Annotated in this window: 15 protein-coding genes; 11 read left to right on the top strand and 4 right to left on the bottom strand. The window is 53.4% G+C overall.

All coding sequences use genetic code 11. From position 1 onward, the window contains the following. Positions 1-592: 592 nt before the first annotated feature. Positions 593-1414, bottom strand: a complete 822-nt coding sequence (locus EXE48_RS11460) for an IS5 family transposase (RefSeq protein ID WP_004048671.1) — start codon at positions 1412-1414, stop codon at positions 593-595. A gap of 129 nt (positions 1415-1543) precedes the next feature. Here EXE48_RS11460 and EXE48_RS19350 point away from each other — a divergent pair, with 129 nt between their 5' ends. Continuing rightward, positions 1544-2419 carry a DNA adenine methylase gene (locus EXE48_RS19350; RefSeq protein ID WP_137711466.1) on the top strand — a complete coding sequence of 292 codons (876 nt, stop codon included), beginning with the start codon at positions 1544-1546 and terminating at the stop codon, positions 2417-2419. Here EXE48_RS19350 and EXE48_RS11450 read toward each other — a convergent pair. Further along, positions 2413-2880: a hypothetical protein gene (locus EXE48_RS11450; protein ID WP_137711465.1), complete on the bottom strand. Its 468-nt coding sequence runs from the start codon at positions 2878-2880 to the stop codon at positions 2413-2415. The two genes, EXE48_RS19350 and EXE48_RS11450, sit on opposite strands and share 7 nt — an antisense overlap. A gap of 172 nt (positions 2881-3052) precedes the next feature. Here EXE48_RS11450 and EXE48_RS11445 point away from each other — a divergent pair, with 172 nt between their 5' ends. Both EXE48_RS11445 and EXE48_RS11440 read left to right on the top strand, forming a co-directional pair. Next, complete coding sequence (locus tag EXE48_RS11445; RefSeq protein ID WP_137711464.1) at positions 3053-4066, top strand: hypothetical protein; 1014 nt, start codon at positions 3053-3055, stop codon at positions 4064-4066. Positions 4067-4325: 259 nt separating this feature from the next. Beyond that, positions 4326-5147 (top strand): hypothetical protein, encoded by an 822-nt coding sequence (locus EXE48_RS11440; RefSeq protein ID WP_137711463.1) that lies wholly within the window; start codon positions 4326-4328, stop codon positions 5145-5147. Positions 5148-5176: 29 nt separating this feature from the next. On the opposite strand, the gene EXE48_RS11435 is transcribed toward EXE48_RS11440, so the two are convergent. Then, on the bottom strand, positions 5177-6058 hold the full coding sequence (locus EXE48_RS11435) for a hypothetical protein (protein WP_137711462.1): 882 nt from the start codon (positions 6056-6058) through the stop codon (positions 5177-5179). 124 nt (positions 6059-6182) lie between these two features. Here EXE48_RS11435 and EXE48_RS11430 point away from each other — a divergent pair, with 124 nt between their 5' ends. Then, positions 6183-7649 (top strand): hypothetical protein, encoded by a 1467-nt coding sequence (locus tag EXE48_RS11430; protein WP_137711461.1) that lies wholly within the window; start codon positions 6183-6185, stop codon positions 7647-7649. Between the two features lie 34 nt (positions 7650-7683). Here the strand turns inward: EXE48_RS11430 and EXE48_RS11425 are convergent, their stop codons facing one another. After that, positions 7684-8220, bottom strand: coding sequence for a hypothetical protein (locus tag EXE48_RS11425; protein WP_137711460.1), 537 nt, complete (start codon positions 8218-8220; stop codon positions 7684-7686). Between the two features lie 275 nt (positions 8221-8495). Between EXE48_RS11425 and EXE48_RS11420 the strand changes: the two genes are divergently transcribed. The 7 genes from EXE48_RS11420 (at position 8496) to EXE48_RS11395 (ending at position 14346) form a co-directional block, all read left to right on the top strand. Continuing rightward, positions 8496-9353, top strand: a complete 858-nt coding sequence (locus tag EXE48_RS11420; RefSeq protein WP_137711459.1) for a DNA-methyltransferase — start codon at positions 8496-8498, stop codon at positions 9351-9353. Positions 9354-9361: 8 nt separating this feature from the next. Next, positions 9362-10462, top strand: coding sequence for an SPL family radical SAM protein (locus tag EXE48_RS11415; protein WP_137711458.1), 1101 nt, complete (start codon positions 9362-9364; stop codon positions 10460-10462). 89 nt (positions 10463-10551) lie between these two features. Continuing rightward, complete coding sequence (locus tag EXE48_RS11410) at positions 10552-11136, top strand: hypothetical protein (protein ID WP_137711457.1); 585 nt, start codon at positions 10552-10554, stop codon at positions 11134-11136. 192 nt (positions 11137-11328) lie between these two features. Continuing rightward, entirely contained in the window at positions 11329-12087 is a 759-nt protein-coding gene (locus tag EXE48_RS11405) for a hypothetical protein (protein WP_137711456.1), read from the top strand. A gap of 1097 nt (positions 12088-13184) precedes the next feature. Further along, a complete protein-coding gene (locus tag EXE48_RS11400; protein WP_137711455.1) occupies positions 13185-13469 on the top strand; it encodes a PadR family transcriptional regulator in 285 nt (94 codons plus the stop codon). Between the two features lie 159 nt (positions 13470-13628). Next, positions 13629-13805: a hypothetical protein gene (locus tag EXE48_RS18430; RefSeq protein ID WP_158295114.1), complete on the top strand. Its 177-nt coding sequence runs from the start codon at positions 13629-13631 to the stop codon at positions 13803-13805. Positions 13806-14070: 265 nt separating this feature from the next. Further along, positions 14071-14346: a DUF7123 family protein gene (locus EXE48_RS11395; protein WP_137711454.1), complete on the top strand. Its 276-nt coding sequence runs from the start codon at positions 14071-14073 to the stop codon at positions 14344-14346. Positions 14347-14818: the final 472 nt, after the last annotated feature.

Below are 14818 nucleotides of genomic sequence, written 5' to 3'. Positions count from 1 at the left end.
TGAATTGGGAAAATCAGGCTCTGTTGAAATCCTATTCATTAGGTATATTCTTGCCTGAAACAGTTGGCCGATGAGGACTGCGAACTATTCAATAGAGTATCTCGGCTTCTTGACGGTGACTTTATGACGCTTTGGACGAGAGAGTTTAGCATGGGTAAGACGGTTTCCCGCTTCCCGCGTCCGTCGGCCAGTAGCGTCGAACGTTCCCTTGCGGTTCTCTTGGTGGGGTTGCTCGGAGTATACGCTCTTGGGACACTTATGAGAGACATTATACCAGCACTCAACATGGCAGGCGTGGTTGCAGTTCATTTCGCGGTCGTGGTCGCAGGCGTCTTCCCTATCGCTGTGCTTGGACACGCTCTGTATAGCCGATTCCGTACTGGGACTGCCAAGCCACGTCGTATCGAAATCTTCAGCTCACTCGTCGCGCTCAGTTGCTTGGGTACTGCGCTCTGGCTCACAATTGATTCGACCTCCAGTCTCAGCACCCCGCTGTTAGGGATTTCGTATAGTGCATTACTCGTTCTCGCGGGTCTCGTGACTGTCCGATAATAGTCTGGACTGAACAGTGTGTGGAAACTATCTTGACCGGTCAGAGTGATCGGTCAAGATTGTGAATGAGACAGGCGATGGTGAGCTCACGGAATTGCTTCCACCATCGTCGTGAGCGGACGAACGCACCGTACTTCCGCTTGAGTGTTGAATTGACGGTTTCGGATTGACTTCGTTGGCCGTAGAGATTAGCCTCTAAGCGTGCGTTCCATGCCTTGTGGAGCGATGTAAACTCACGGTGCTTAATCAGTGGACGAACGTCGTGTTGACGGGCAAGTCGTCTGATTTTCTGGTCGTCGTACCCTTTGTCACCGAGCAGGACGTCAATATGCTCGAGATTGCGCTTGATCAACGACGGAGCAATCTGGCTATCGTGTTTTCGTGTCGTCGTCACGTGTAAATCGATAATTGCGTTCACCCTCGTATCGGCCAGTAGAGTCACTTTGAGTTGCTGAATCGTGAGTTCGGCTCGTTTCGTGTAGTGTTTCGAGGCGTGACTACGATCGAATCCTGACGCATCGACTCCAACGACGCCACTTGTCGGAAGTAGCGTCGCTGAGAGGGTCAATAAGACACGCCATACGGCCATATCAAGCCGATTGAACGCTTTACAGAGCGTTGATGGCGTGGGAAGTTCGACTAAGCCAAGAACACGACGGATGCGTGGCATCTCGATCAACTCGTCAAGCAGGCCACGATAGGTCGTATTCTTCCGAACTTTGAGGCACAGCAGAACAACGTGCTGTGGGAGTGTATAACGATGTTTGGAGAATTTTGAAGAGTATCGAGAAACCGCTCGGCGTGCCAGATTGATCGCCTTCTCTGTAAATCGGAGTAACTGTGACTTTGGGAGGGTGCTCATCTCGTCGAATTACAGGACGAACCTGTAACTCTCTGAGGATTTCAACAGAGCCGAAAATCACGAACCAGATAGGCTCAAAGTCTACGAGGTGACATTCGATGCGGCGCCGTGATGTGAACCACCCTTAAGATGAGTCAGACACCATTTCCATGGCCCGGAAATAAAGCACAGCTCACAGATTGGATACTAGATCAGGTTCCTGCTCACTCGGAATTTGTCTCTGTGTTTGGTGGATCAGGGGCAGTTCTCCTTGCGGGAAGAGAACACGCGGAGATCGACCTTCACCAACCGCATTTCAATGACGCGAATCGAGATGTGTCACAGTTTTTCCGAACGCTTAGAGACGAACCTACTGAGCTCATTGAGAGGCTCAAAACAATCCCGTACAGCCGAGAGCTTCATCAAAAATGGGGGGCTCAATTTTTCGACGGTAAGCGACCTAGTGACCCGATTGAACGGGCAGCTCGGTTCTATTTCATCCGGCGAACACAGTTTGGGGGCGATGCTGAATCGCTAACTGGTTTTAGGGCAACCGCCAAAGGCCGTCGAAATTCAGCCAAGCAATGGGCGAATTCACTCTCTCGGCTTCCTCGATTCGCTGAGCTTCTTGATGACGTTACAATATCCTGCGAAGACTATTCTGCCATTCTAAGGCATTTCCGCAATCGACCTGAACAGGAAGCGAGCGAGCAAGTTGTTCTCTATTGCGATCCTCCGTACTCCGGGACCGAGCACAGATACGGGGACACTGCCGGCGGTTTCGAATTTACCGACTTCTTCCAACAAATCCAGTCACTTGCGCAGATCAAAAATGGTCCACAGGTCTTGATATCAACTGATAACATCCCCGACTCCAGCAGGTTCTACTCAAAAACACGCTCACACAGCCACTCAATGAACGCGCAACACGGTACGAATCAAGTACAAGAACACTTACTGTGTAACTTCGACCCAAATAGCGTCCGATCAGCGGGTACAGCGACGACGCTAAGTGAATTTCAGTGAGGACCAACGGAGGCAGACGATAGCCGCTCCTGAACCAGAGATTCAGAGATGCCAAGCCGATCCGCAATATCGCCGTCAGTTAACCAGCGCCCGAAGTAAGCGTAGTACGCCACAACCTCGGCCTCACTACGATCATAATCACCCGTATCGCAAACGGACTCAATCAGATGTTCAAAATCTACCGGTTCGATTGAATTCGTAAGTCGGTCACAGAGCTCAGGATCACTATCCCGAAGCGCATCGAGGTTGATACTGCCACTACTCTCGCGAACCACGGGTGCCATACTGTCAGACTTCACGATGTCCTTTGGAGCCAAGATAGGTGATCCACCAGTGTAAGCAAACACCATTTGATTACGCCCAATTACACTGGCAGGCAGGCCATAACGTAGCAATGACCCGAACTCATTTCTTGACAAAGTTCTATTAGCGGCTTCCTGAAGGGTAGCTGGACTATTCATATTTGAATCCCAGATTCGCGGGTTAAAATGCTCACCGTTCCCCTCCAGATAATATATAATAAATTACTATTTCTGCGGATGAGTATAGTTAGTAGTATAATAGGTAGAAGGCCTGAAACGTCAAGCAAGAATATGCCAATCCTTAAAATAACACACGAAGTACAGTTGGAAAATGAGACAAGTACAAGGCGCATCCGATCTACATAAGCGATTTCGGGGTGAACTCAAGCACGCCCCCGAAGCCCTCACTAACGACGGGTACGAACTAGCAGGTTTAGTTGCGACGCTCCAGTTGATTAATAGATTTCATCCAGCAGACCGGATTAATGTCGCTTACTTAACGCCGATTCCAAAAACAGCTGAGTCGGTCGGCCGGACGATATCAAAAGGTATCGACGACGTTGTTCATGTTAATGGGAAAGAGGCTAGCTTTGACGATGTTATTGGGTGCGTAGTAGATGGGGAGATCGAAGCTGGCGTTATCTCCGATGAAAAGGTATCGACAGTTGTCATCACCTACCCAGAAGAACTCTCCACAAAGACGCGAAACGCATTGCTCTCAGTGATATCAACTGGTTCGTACACACTTTCGATTGGAGGACAAAACAGGACGGTTCGCTCATCAGCAACATTCGCTACTATTTCTCCACCAAAAGGGAACGAGTTCGATCCCAGCTTTACAGCACTTGACCAAACAGACGTCGACCCGGAGATCCTTCGCGAGATGGATCTTCTGGTAGTGGACAGCCCAGAACACGATAGCCCCGAGACGAGTCGAGGCCAGCCGCACCCAACGTCGTCATCCATTTTGCAGGATATGTTCAATACTAGCGAGGCCCAAAGCAAGCCCGACATTCCAAATGGGATCAAATACGGCCTATTAACTGCAATTGAGAGCCATGACTCGGCTGGGAGATTCACCGATTGGCCCTCAGAGCGCCATCACGGACTCTTCACCCGTGAGGGGCTCGCACAGACCATGTCCAATGTAGCGATTGGTTTCGCCCGATGTATGGGAGACACAACGGTCTCAGATTCACATGAAGTTGCCACCAGAGAATTGATGTCACTCTTGGTGGATAGAGTTGAGTACACTCTCCCAGACGATTTTTATCGTGGGACGCAGGGCACTAGTGAGCCCTCTGTCCCCATAGCAGACGTTTCCTCACCTAACCCTAGCCGTTGAGGCCTTTCCCACGCTGAGGCGCGAGAGCTTCTTCTCGATTTTTCCTCAGGCTCGAGCAATCACCGAGACCAACTAGCTTTTGGAAGTAGCAGAACGCGCAACCAGCTCTCCGCCGACTAAACCGAAGGGGTATGGACAGGCCACGGGCGCTTGACAGTAGCGTTCAACTTCGGTGGCCGGCAGGTAAACCGTTGAGAAATGCCAGTTGATTGAAACAGGGATATTATAAGCAATAGGTTTCAGAATAGACGGTAGACTGATGACCTCCAATCCAAGCGACGGCTCCAATGATTCAAACCACGGATATACAATCGACTCAAATGCGGATATCGAGACAGAACATGGAATCGCATTTCCGGAGTCGGTGAAGGCATTCCGGTTCGATACAGCATGGTTGAATTCTATCTCTCGGAGTCTCCGCAGTGGGATGGAGGTGATCATCGATACCGACCGAGCCCCATTCACAGTAGTGGACACTGATTGGTTCCCGAACACTCCATTCGACGGATCTGTTGATGAGATCTCTGTCCCGTACTCTACTCGAACTCATTCAAAATCGGTTGAGGCAGGTCCAGAACAAGACTGTGAGTTTATCGCAGTCTTGGAAAAGGACGGCCTATCGGAGACGCTTTTCACACTTCGAGTCGCATGGAACACAGCAGCGAAGCCACTTCTGGCTCGGTACGAAGGCGAAAGCCTCCCGGAGGACACGGATCTCGAAACCAGCGGCCTGTACTCCCCATCTGACGATCGTACCATCTCCCGGATTGAGCGTATCCCGCCGAACCAAATACAGTCTGACAAGACAGCATCAGACCTGATAGACCAAGAGTTCGCCGTTCAGGGATCGGCTCAGACAGCAACGACGCCGCTGTCAGACTTTGAGCTGTCTGGCCCGGACGAATCGAGTCATGGGGACATTCCGTCGCTTCCAGACCGGTTCGACGCCATCGGCCGGTGCCCAAACTGTACGAGCGCTGTAGTCAGGGATATCAACAAAGACCGAGTCGTGTGTGTGGATTGTCGTCGATGGTGTACGTCGCGTGAGTGGTCGAACTACCACACAACTCCCGATTTCTAGCTAGATCCACAGCTTCATTTTCGGTTGCGTTACGGCGACTCCTTCGACGTCGGAGAGGCACCTTCCTCGGTAGCCATGCTAGTGAGGATTTGGTCGCGAACGTTCGGGGCCACACCGGAGACAGATTGATAAAACAAGACGTGTGCGACCTGAATCACACCGATGAGGCCACCTGAAGCGAAGAGGAAGAGCCCAGATTCAAAGCCTGACGGGATAGCTCCGACCCCCACAACCAGCGGGAGGGCAACGGGGAGAAGAAACGCGACCGCGAAAACCGTCGCAGTGACTCTGAGAAGGAAATAAGGCAGAATTGTCTGCCAATCGGACTGAAGAAGGTCAAACGCTTCTTGGATGCTTGCCGTCGATCGTAGATTCCCACAGGAAGTAGCGATGTCGAGAAACTGTAGCGAGTACGCTCCAAGCATCCCGACAATCCAGATACCAAGCACCATCAGTCCCGAAACAGCGAGCCCCAGCCCCGAATTAAAAGACGGTTCAGCGCCGGCAGAGACTAAGTACAGGACACCACCGCCGATAGTGAGCACGACGCCATTGGCAGCACCAACACCAACATTCCAGACGAATGAATTGGCGATGAACGTACTCCAACAGCAGCGGAACCGAGCTCGTGCCCCAGCGAGTAGTTTCCGCGCAGTCAAGTCAATCTCAGCCTCTTGAGCGACAACCATCGTCAGCGCCAGAACCGAAAGGAAGCCAATTGTGACCGGGAGCGCGACCAGCAAGGTGAATACACCCCCAATTGTGGGGTTGAGCGTGATCGCAGTCAACGAGACAGTAGCCGCCATGATGACCGCTACCAGTGAGAGGCCAATATACGATGGCGTTTGAGCACAGGCCTTCAAGCTGGGCCAGAAAAACTGTTGATACTCGAACGGGTGGTTGAATTTCATCGCCTGCTACTCACTGCTTCGCCCATCGTAAAAAGAGGCTGGGCAAAGACCCACAACCCACGTCTCGAAGCCGCCTGATTTGGACACGGGTTTTTAAATCAAGGAGCGGATATGGTCATGTAGAATGGCTCACGATCCCCCATCGACCGGGAAGTCAACAGCAGGACAGGTTGCCCTCACACCGGCAACTGTATCTCCGGAGGGGACGGGGCTGCCAGACGGGAAGGCGGTAGCGAAGCACGAAGCGACCGTAATCGCTACCACAGGGACGGCCCTCTCTAGGGAGTCTACCCCGGAGCTCCATCTCCAGCTCCAAACAGAGGCGGGAACGGTCAATATCCCAATCAGCTGCCGGATCTCCGTCCACGGCCTCCTCCGCCTTCAGGCGGAACTCCCGATTGGCGATTGGCCGAAAGAGTACGTTAGCATGCTGGGTACGGTCTCCGATCGGGCCGTGGCGACGAACAATCCAATGTCGATTGAGTTTGATTCAGCCGTCAGGTTCGATGAGGCCGTCGCTTCATCAGCTATCAAGCGGATCTACTTCGACGGCGCACTATCAATGGCTGCTGAAGAAGCGTTCCGGGGAGTAGAAGACCGGATGAACGCGTCACAAGACACCGCGTCGACCCACATGATACCAAATCCGGTTCTCGAGACAACCGATATCGTCGGAGCAACCCCACACTCCACGGTCGTTGCGTTCCCCGGTACAGAGATGTCTGACTACCACCGGCTCTGGGTACTCGCAGCGGCAGCATCCGGCTCAGATCCGTTTGCCCGGATTCCTGATGGGGGACTTCCCGCGCTGATCAGCGTCCCGCCACAGCTAGAACACCTCGCTGGCGACCAGATTCGGTTCCGGGAACTCGTCGACGCCCACCACATGCTCGTGCCGGAGACAATTCGTAAGCACGCAGTAAACGCTCGCGACGAAAGGGGCGACAACGTCTTCGATACCCCGCCGGCAGTCCCATCCCAGTCAGACGTGGGGCGCATGTCTACAGATCCGAGCCAACCGAGTATCACTGAACTGGACTCGCCAGAATTGCCTGAAGAGCTGGCTCCGTCGCTTCCTCCAGACTCCCACCCACGTGCACGAGATGACGCCGCCGCGGTAAGCAGTGAGATTGTCGACGCGATCGAAGACAACGCCACCATCCCCACCGACCAGAATGGGAATGAGATTCGAGCGACTGGGTGGGACACCATCCCCGTTCACGACGCGCCGACAGGGTTCGATGCGTTTGAACTGCTCGCGTTCACTCGGTGGTGGTTTACACCATACGGCTCGCCAACGCCAGACGATATCGAGATGAGTGGCGCTGACCCCGATGGACGGTCACCGTACCTGTTCAGAGCGACAGCTGCTGTAGTGTACTGCGGGAGCGCCATCTTTGAGTGCGAACTGGAGACGACTCCTGACGACCCCATCTCCACCGACATCCATCAGAAGGGCTACCTACCGCAGTCAGTCAGTAGAGCGCTTCGAGACTTCATCAAGTCTCACGCCCCAATCCCCGCAACAGCACCGAAAGAAAAGCAAGATGATCCATACAGAACCGCTCCAGTGGCCGGCGCACAGAACTAAGCACGTCGGAAAATAGCCGCCCAAACTTCCTACTTCACCGGTACGTGAGCCGACCGTCCCGCTCGAGCTTAGTCACGGCGGCGACGACTTCCTCGATTTCTTCTTCGCGATCCAGATCAGCAAACGTGTGCCGGGACAGGCCCTCGCGAGAGGCGATCCGACGCACCTCGTCGAATTCATCTGATCCGATTTCACCATACGCATCGAGTTGGACGCATTTGAGCACCTTTTCAGAGCCATCAGACATCTCAACTTTCTCGAAGCGAAGCGAGCCGGGACGCGCCCGACCAACGGCAACGCGTTCGAGACCATCTTTGTGAGCAACAAGGTAGCCGCCTACGCGAGAAAACTTCTTGAGAGAGTTCAGCGACCCACGACCGGGGCCATTAGACTTGTCAAGAAGATCCGAATCAAGCGACGGACCAATCCCGTAGTCGACGAGTCCAACAACACCCTCATCCAGTAGCCCATCGATGATTTCTTCATCAAGATCGGGCGACACCCGATTCGAGACGACCATTGCGCCCTCACCAACAACACGGCGGCCACGGCCTCCGGCGGATTCCTTCATGCCAACTCACAGGTCGAACAATTCATTGTTAAACCCAGCGCTTTTGGCGATTCTGTGGCTCCTTCTAGGTCAATCAATATATGACTTACCCCAAGTCTATTGTAACACACGTTACCCTGTCAAGTATGAAAAAACAGACAACCAACCGTCAGCGGTGTTTTTATCTTGAGATGGGTGACCATCCTCTAGTCCACCAGCGGGCTTAGATTCCCACAGTCACCATACTAGCAAGAGGGTGAATATTCCAGTGAAGTCACCAAGCAATCCTCCAACTCATGCCAACAAAAAACTCACACGAAACGTTTGAACTCGACGCACGCAACCTCAAGTCCTTCGTCGAAGATCCTTCGAACCCACTCAGCAGAAACAGCGTCGACGTCGTCGTCACAAGCCCCCCATATTGGTCTCAACGAGATTACGGCCATAATGACCAGATCGGGGAAGAGGAGACGCTTGACCAGTACTCGGAGACGATCGCCAACGTGGTTGAAGCCTGTCGAGCAGTTCTCAAGCCCACTGGCTCATTGTTCCTGAATCTGGGCGACACCTACGTCGATAAGTCACTCACGGCCGCCCCAGCGAGTGTTCAACAGGAACTCCTTGAGAGGGGCTGGCTCTGCCCCAACGTTATCCAGTGGGCAAAGACGCGCTCCAAGCCGACTCCGGTTCAAGATCGACTTAAAAACACCACAGAGAAGATTTACTGGCTTGTCCCAGAAGTGACGACTGGATACGTTACAACGCCCACCCAGTTCGCCCGAGAATACGGAGAAGGGGATGTCTGGCGATTCCCACCCGCACAGACCGGTTCTGGACACGCAGCCCCTTATCCCACTGACCTTGTCGAACGTGCGCTGTCTTTGACCGCACCGGATGGAGTCTGTCCGGAATGTGGCACCCCCCACGTCGTCGACGACCCCCTCACAGCTGATGACTGGGGCTGTGAATGCGAGTGCGACCCGACCGACATCCCCGTAGTCTACGACCCGTTCGTCGGCACAGGGACAACAATTGAGGCAGCGCTCGACCGAGGCTACAATGCGGTTGGTACAGACCTCGCCCCCGAAGACGTCGACGTCAACGACCAAACCAGCCTCAACCAGTTCGAAGCGCCCCCCACGACACAGGACTAATTCACAAAATGCCTTCACCGACAACAGCCCGCGACCCGACCGAGACAATTCTCTCAACTTCAGCACTGAATAGCAAGCACCTCTGTGACTACGTCGTGAATGTTGCCACGGGGTGTTCTCACGGTTGTAAGTTCTGTTATGTCCCTAATTCCCCGAATATCCGGACCCGAGGGAAGATGTTGTCCGAGGAAGTCGATGTCGACGACGGTCAAAAAGAATGGGGCGACTACGTCCTCTACCGGGATACCATCCCAGAGCGACTTCCGGGGATTCTCGACCGAAAGCGAACGTGGAACTCTACCGAACACGGGCAAGGAATCGTCATGCTCTCTTCGGGAACCGACTGCTTCATGGACCCACGAGCTGGCGACATCACCATTCAGACGATCCAGACTCTCGCCAACCACGAGCGCCACACACGGGTTCTCACTCGCAACCCGCTACTCGCTGCCCGTGGTCACGTCGACGCCGATGAGACTGCTGTCGACCTCCCATCTTCCTCGTACCTCGACACTCTCACAGCTGCCGCCGAGAGCGGGTATCTCACGGTCGGCTCTTCGATCAACACCCTGAACCCGGACCTCGCGACGGCGATCGAACCCGGAGCCCCGCTCCCCCAGCAGCGTCTCAACGGCCTTCGGGAACTGTCAGAAGCGGGGATCCCTGTCTACGTGAGTATGAGCCCAACCTACCCGACGATGGACCGAAGCGACCTTGAACACCTCCTCGAGCAACTCTCCCAACTCAACCCCGAAGTAATCTTCCACGAGGTCATCAATCCGCGTGGAGGTAATTTTGACCTCACTGTCAGTGCCGCCCGCGAAAACGGCTGTACCGAGGCCGCAACCGAGCTTGAACGGATCGCGGACTCGACAGACAAGTGGGTCGAGTATGGCATCCGACAGTATACGCAGGTCCAGCAGATATGCGAACAGAAAGGCCTCCCGCTGCATATCTGGCCCGATAAGAAGATCATCAACCACGCCCCGGACGACCATGCAGACTGGCTCTCCCAGTGGCTTCACAGGCAGTCCGTAGAACCCTTTGCGAACCGTCCCACTCCAGCGTCTGGTCCACCCACACCACCACAACGGCTTGATTCGTTCTGAGCTTCAAGCAAGGTGTAGAGGTCTGTTTGGACCGGATAACAAGAGATAGTCCAGAAACGAATATCACCCCAGACCGGAAAGTACTGATCATGTCGCGCAAGTGGACCCGCGAGTATATGCGGAATGAGTTCGTCGACGAGGTAAAGCAACTGCGAGCCGAGCAGGGCTACAATACGAACGAGAAGCCGACTCACAAGTGGCTTCGGCAGAATGGATTCAGTTACTTCCTCCAACGTGTCCGCGAGCTCGACAGGAGCGCTGATGAGTGGCTCCTCGAGGAGTGCGAATTCGAGGAGCCGAGGAAAGACTACCCGTGTAGCAATCCCGAAACAGTCCGGCGCATCGAAGGCTGGCTCGAGTACGAGGAAGGAATCGGCGGGCGGATCAACGGGACGAGCATTCCCACAGCGCGGACACACATTCGGCGCTCGATGGAGATCGCCAAGGAGGCTACCGGGACGAGCGACATCTTCGAGCTGGGCCGCGGCGAGCGTGAGGTCTGTTTCGATCGCGCGAAGAAGCTGATGCGGGGGTTCAAAAACGAGTTCAACAGCGGCCAGACGAGGTATAACTATGCGGAGACGCTTGGCGATCTTTTCGCACGGATGGAGCAGAAAGGCGTTATCGACCACGATCCGCTGACGCCGCTGGTCGAGACGTCTGGCTGGGCCTGAAGTCCAACAAACAACGATCGATCCTCAGAGCCAGAAAAAGGGTGTAGCTCGCGGATGAAAGCCGAGACAGAGTAGGAGAGGAGATCACAGAACAGCGAGTCTCTACAGAGAAAATAAGGCGAGTGCCTCGGGGCTTGACCCCGAGGCGGTTCACTGGCTAACGATTATGTTACACCGTTTTGTAGAACACCCGTGTTCACTCGAGATACGGATAATCTACCGTCTCCAGTCGCCTCGTTATCTGAGTCTCCAGCAGACATCGCACAGCAAGAAGAAAAGATAATCGTACTGTTTGAGGACATCTCGAAACCTGTTCCCGATAGGTTGATCACAGCATCAGACATCATCCGGCGGGCAACCCAACAGGCACCAAGGAGAGCGAGCAATTGTACTGACCTCTTCAGCACACTTCTGAACACACATTGTGCGCCGATCACTGAAAACACGTACCGGGCAATCTACACCGTCACAGAAGTGACGCCTGAACTCACACACGACTTATCGACGGAAATCCTCAAGTCGCTTCGAAACACCCCAGACACGAATCCTCACTCAAAAGCAGAAGTAATAGCAGCTGTCGCCCACGTTTCCGATAAGACAGAAATCGACACCCCCATATCCGAGTTTGATCCACTCTTCGCAAAGCTACTCAAGCATGGAGATAAGGTTGTTCAGGTCGAAATAGCTGGGAAAATTGGAACTATCGTTGCCCAGAAGCCATCGGGATGTACGTTTACGCTTGACGCGCTGTCAACGGCCCTCAAGTCATCATCTGCTAAAGTCAGATTAGAAGCTGGCCGGTCGTTAGCCCTTCTCGCAGAACAGAATCCAAAAGCTCTCGACGATTGGGGCGAGACGCATTCACAAGTTTTGAAGTTCAGAACCGACCCAGAGATTCCAGATAAAGAGGCACAAACGATTGTCAGTATTATCGGAGAGCAAGTACAGTGACTACTCTATTGAGCCGGAGAGACGCCCCAACTTGACAGTTTCTGACTTTTCCCGCCTCGGTCACGAACGTCACCAAACGGAGTCTCCTCTACAGGCCTCAAGTAGGCAACTGCTTTTTGCTCGGAGAGGATGCTTTTGTCGAGGATCTCATCAAACCAGCCACGGTCGACAGCTACGTGGCGAACTGTGGGGGTAGACACCATTCGCTCACTGCCCGTAGACTGTTTGGAGGGAGAAGCGACGTCTCGGGTCACGTGGATAGCCTGAATGTCACCGTCGACGACCCGGACAAACGGTCGCGACGCCACAAAGAGCGGCTTCAAATCAGCCACGAGACGACCGTCCGATGCTTCGAGGATGCGCCACAGCTCTTGAGCCCCATTGTCAATCTCGAACCGGGTTCCCCCATCCCGACGCTGGCGCTTCTCGTAACACTCACTACACCAACTCTGGGGGCCGAATAATCTATCCTGATTGTCTTCCGATCGGCAATGAGTGAAAACGTAATGAACACGCTCACCCAGTTTGCCACCGCATTGAGCACACTCCTCGGGATCTAGCTCCCCCTGTATCGACTGAATTCGCTCTCCCACCCAAGAGCGACTCTGATCGCTTTCGCTACCATCAGGTCGCCCAGTAGGATTCGAGGAGCTACCCGCTGAATCGCTCATGACTACCGGTATCTGCCCTTTCGATTTAAAAACTAGGGCGCTATAGCACCAGACAAGTCAAACTGGGGTGAGCTATCGCTCCCACCACTCGCTGATCTTCATGGTATCAACGTTGACAGTCGACGTGACGCCACAGGAGCAGTGGATGCCAACTGTGCCGGGGTGCGTCGTTATCGGCCCCTTTGTCTTCCCACAGCCCGGACACTCAACGTAGAATGTCTCAGTCATATCTGTTGAGTTTGGGTTACTCAGCATTAGGCAATTTGCTTCTTTAACCAACAGTCAGTAGTTCGAGTTTCGGTACGTTGGTTAAGACCCACAAAGAATTTCCATCATCTGTCTCCTGTCCTGTCATCTGGCGTGTGATTTCCACGATCATCTTTCAGAACACATTTATTTCAGTATTTGACTATATTTCTGTGGACTATGTTTGACCTAACTGGATTCCAGCGCGACTTGATGTACGTCATTGCGGGCATGGACAAGCCGCACGGGTTAGCCGTGAAAGACGAACTAGAGGAATATTATAATAAAGAGATCCATCACGGTCGCCTATACCCTAATCTCGATACACTCGTCGACAAAGGTCTACTAGACAAGGGAGAAGCAGATCGGCGGACAAACTACTATGTCGCCACTCGGCGTGGAAAGCGCGAGATCGAAGCACGGGTTGACTGGGAGTCGGAGTACATCAACCACGATAGCTCCTGATCGCGATTGGCTCGAGTTTTCTGAGTGCCCAGTAACCTCTTGGCAGCGACGCTCGCTGAAGACCCTCGCCTACAAACCCTCAAAAGTCTCCTCGCCCGAAGATACTCTCCAGTAGAACGTCCGTTAGGTTATTTATTGCTCTAGATTATTGAACTGGCTATGACAGACCTGATCTGCTTGAATTGTGGCGCAAAGTGTTCACACGCGGATGCGATGGCGGGTGACTACCGCCGCGATTGCGGTGTGAGCGCTGAGCCGGCCAATATGAACGATTCAGGCAATTACGGTGGCGGAAAGCACGACTGGAGACCAACCAATACGGTGAATCTCAACTAATGCACTTACAAGGAGGCAAGCGCGGCGGCCCAGTAGCACAGGAAGGAACCGTCTTTCACGAGGGCAACGAAGTCCACTACGCGGAAGTAGTTGAGTCAGACTCCCACTCAGCAACATTGGAGTATCTCAACGACGGGCGAAAGATCACGGTAACCAAAGGCGAATTTTCTGAGATATTCGAGCCGTAGCCAACGCTGCCGTAGCCGCCCGGGCACCGCAACGACTCTTAGATGAGTTTATACTACACGCCGAGTAACAAATTCACATGAGCAGTACAAGCAAAAACCACACCAGCAGAAGGTCAGCGAACCTCACAGAGAAACAAAGCCGTATTCTCGAGTATATTATAGAGCAACTCGATGAACAGTCGTTTTTCAAATCACGATACATGGCCGAGGACTTAGATCTATCTGCTAAAGAGATTGGAGTCAATCTAGGCATCATCTCCGAAAAAGTTGGAGAACTGGACTTTGAGAAATGGGGGAAATCATCTGGGACAACATGGAAGATAACCCGGCTTAATAGGTCTGAAACGCACTAACGAAACTACTTAGCGAGGTCCTGTACAGTAGCAGCTGACATCCGCAGTCATGTTCTCGCAAAAGCCAGAAAGGAGGATCCAGTAGGATCTTTGATGTGGACAGTCTTAGAACACCCCCACCCCACTATTTCCGCTGTCTTCTACAGCTGACGACTGCCACACCTCCATGTGAGGGGGTGTATTGTCGTCACGGTGCTAACGCCGTGCGGATATTGTTTATCCCAATAGCATAAATAGTTAACTCAATTGCTGTACTGTCTGAGACGATCTCACAGAAAGTGACGGCGGATGGAGAACCACCTGCGGGAAGCGTCTGTGGAGTAGACAGCGGAAACAGTGGGGTGGGTGTAGCAGTAGACCCCGAGTAGAGTGGCTGCGACTGCCACGTCCCAAAGGAGACAGCGGAAACGGTGGGGTGGGTGTTGTAAAGGCTACCGGGAAATGTAGTTCTGCCGAGAGAAGACAGCGGAAA

Source organism: Halorubrum sp. ASP1 (assembly GCF_005435135.1).
In the GTDB taxonomy this organism is placed as follows: domain Archaea; phylum Halobacteriota; class Halobacteria; order Halobacteriales; family Haloferacaceae; genus Halorubrum; species Halorubrum tropicale.
Note: the sequence above shows the minus strand (reverse complement) of the source record. Positions and strands in the feature narration are given on the sequence as shown.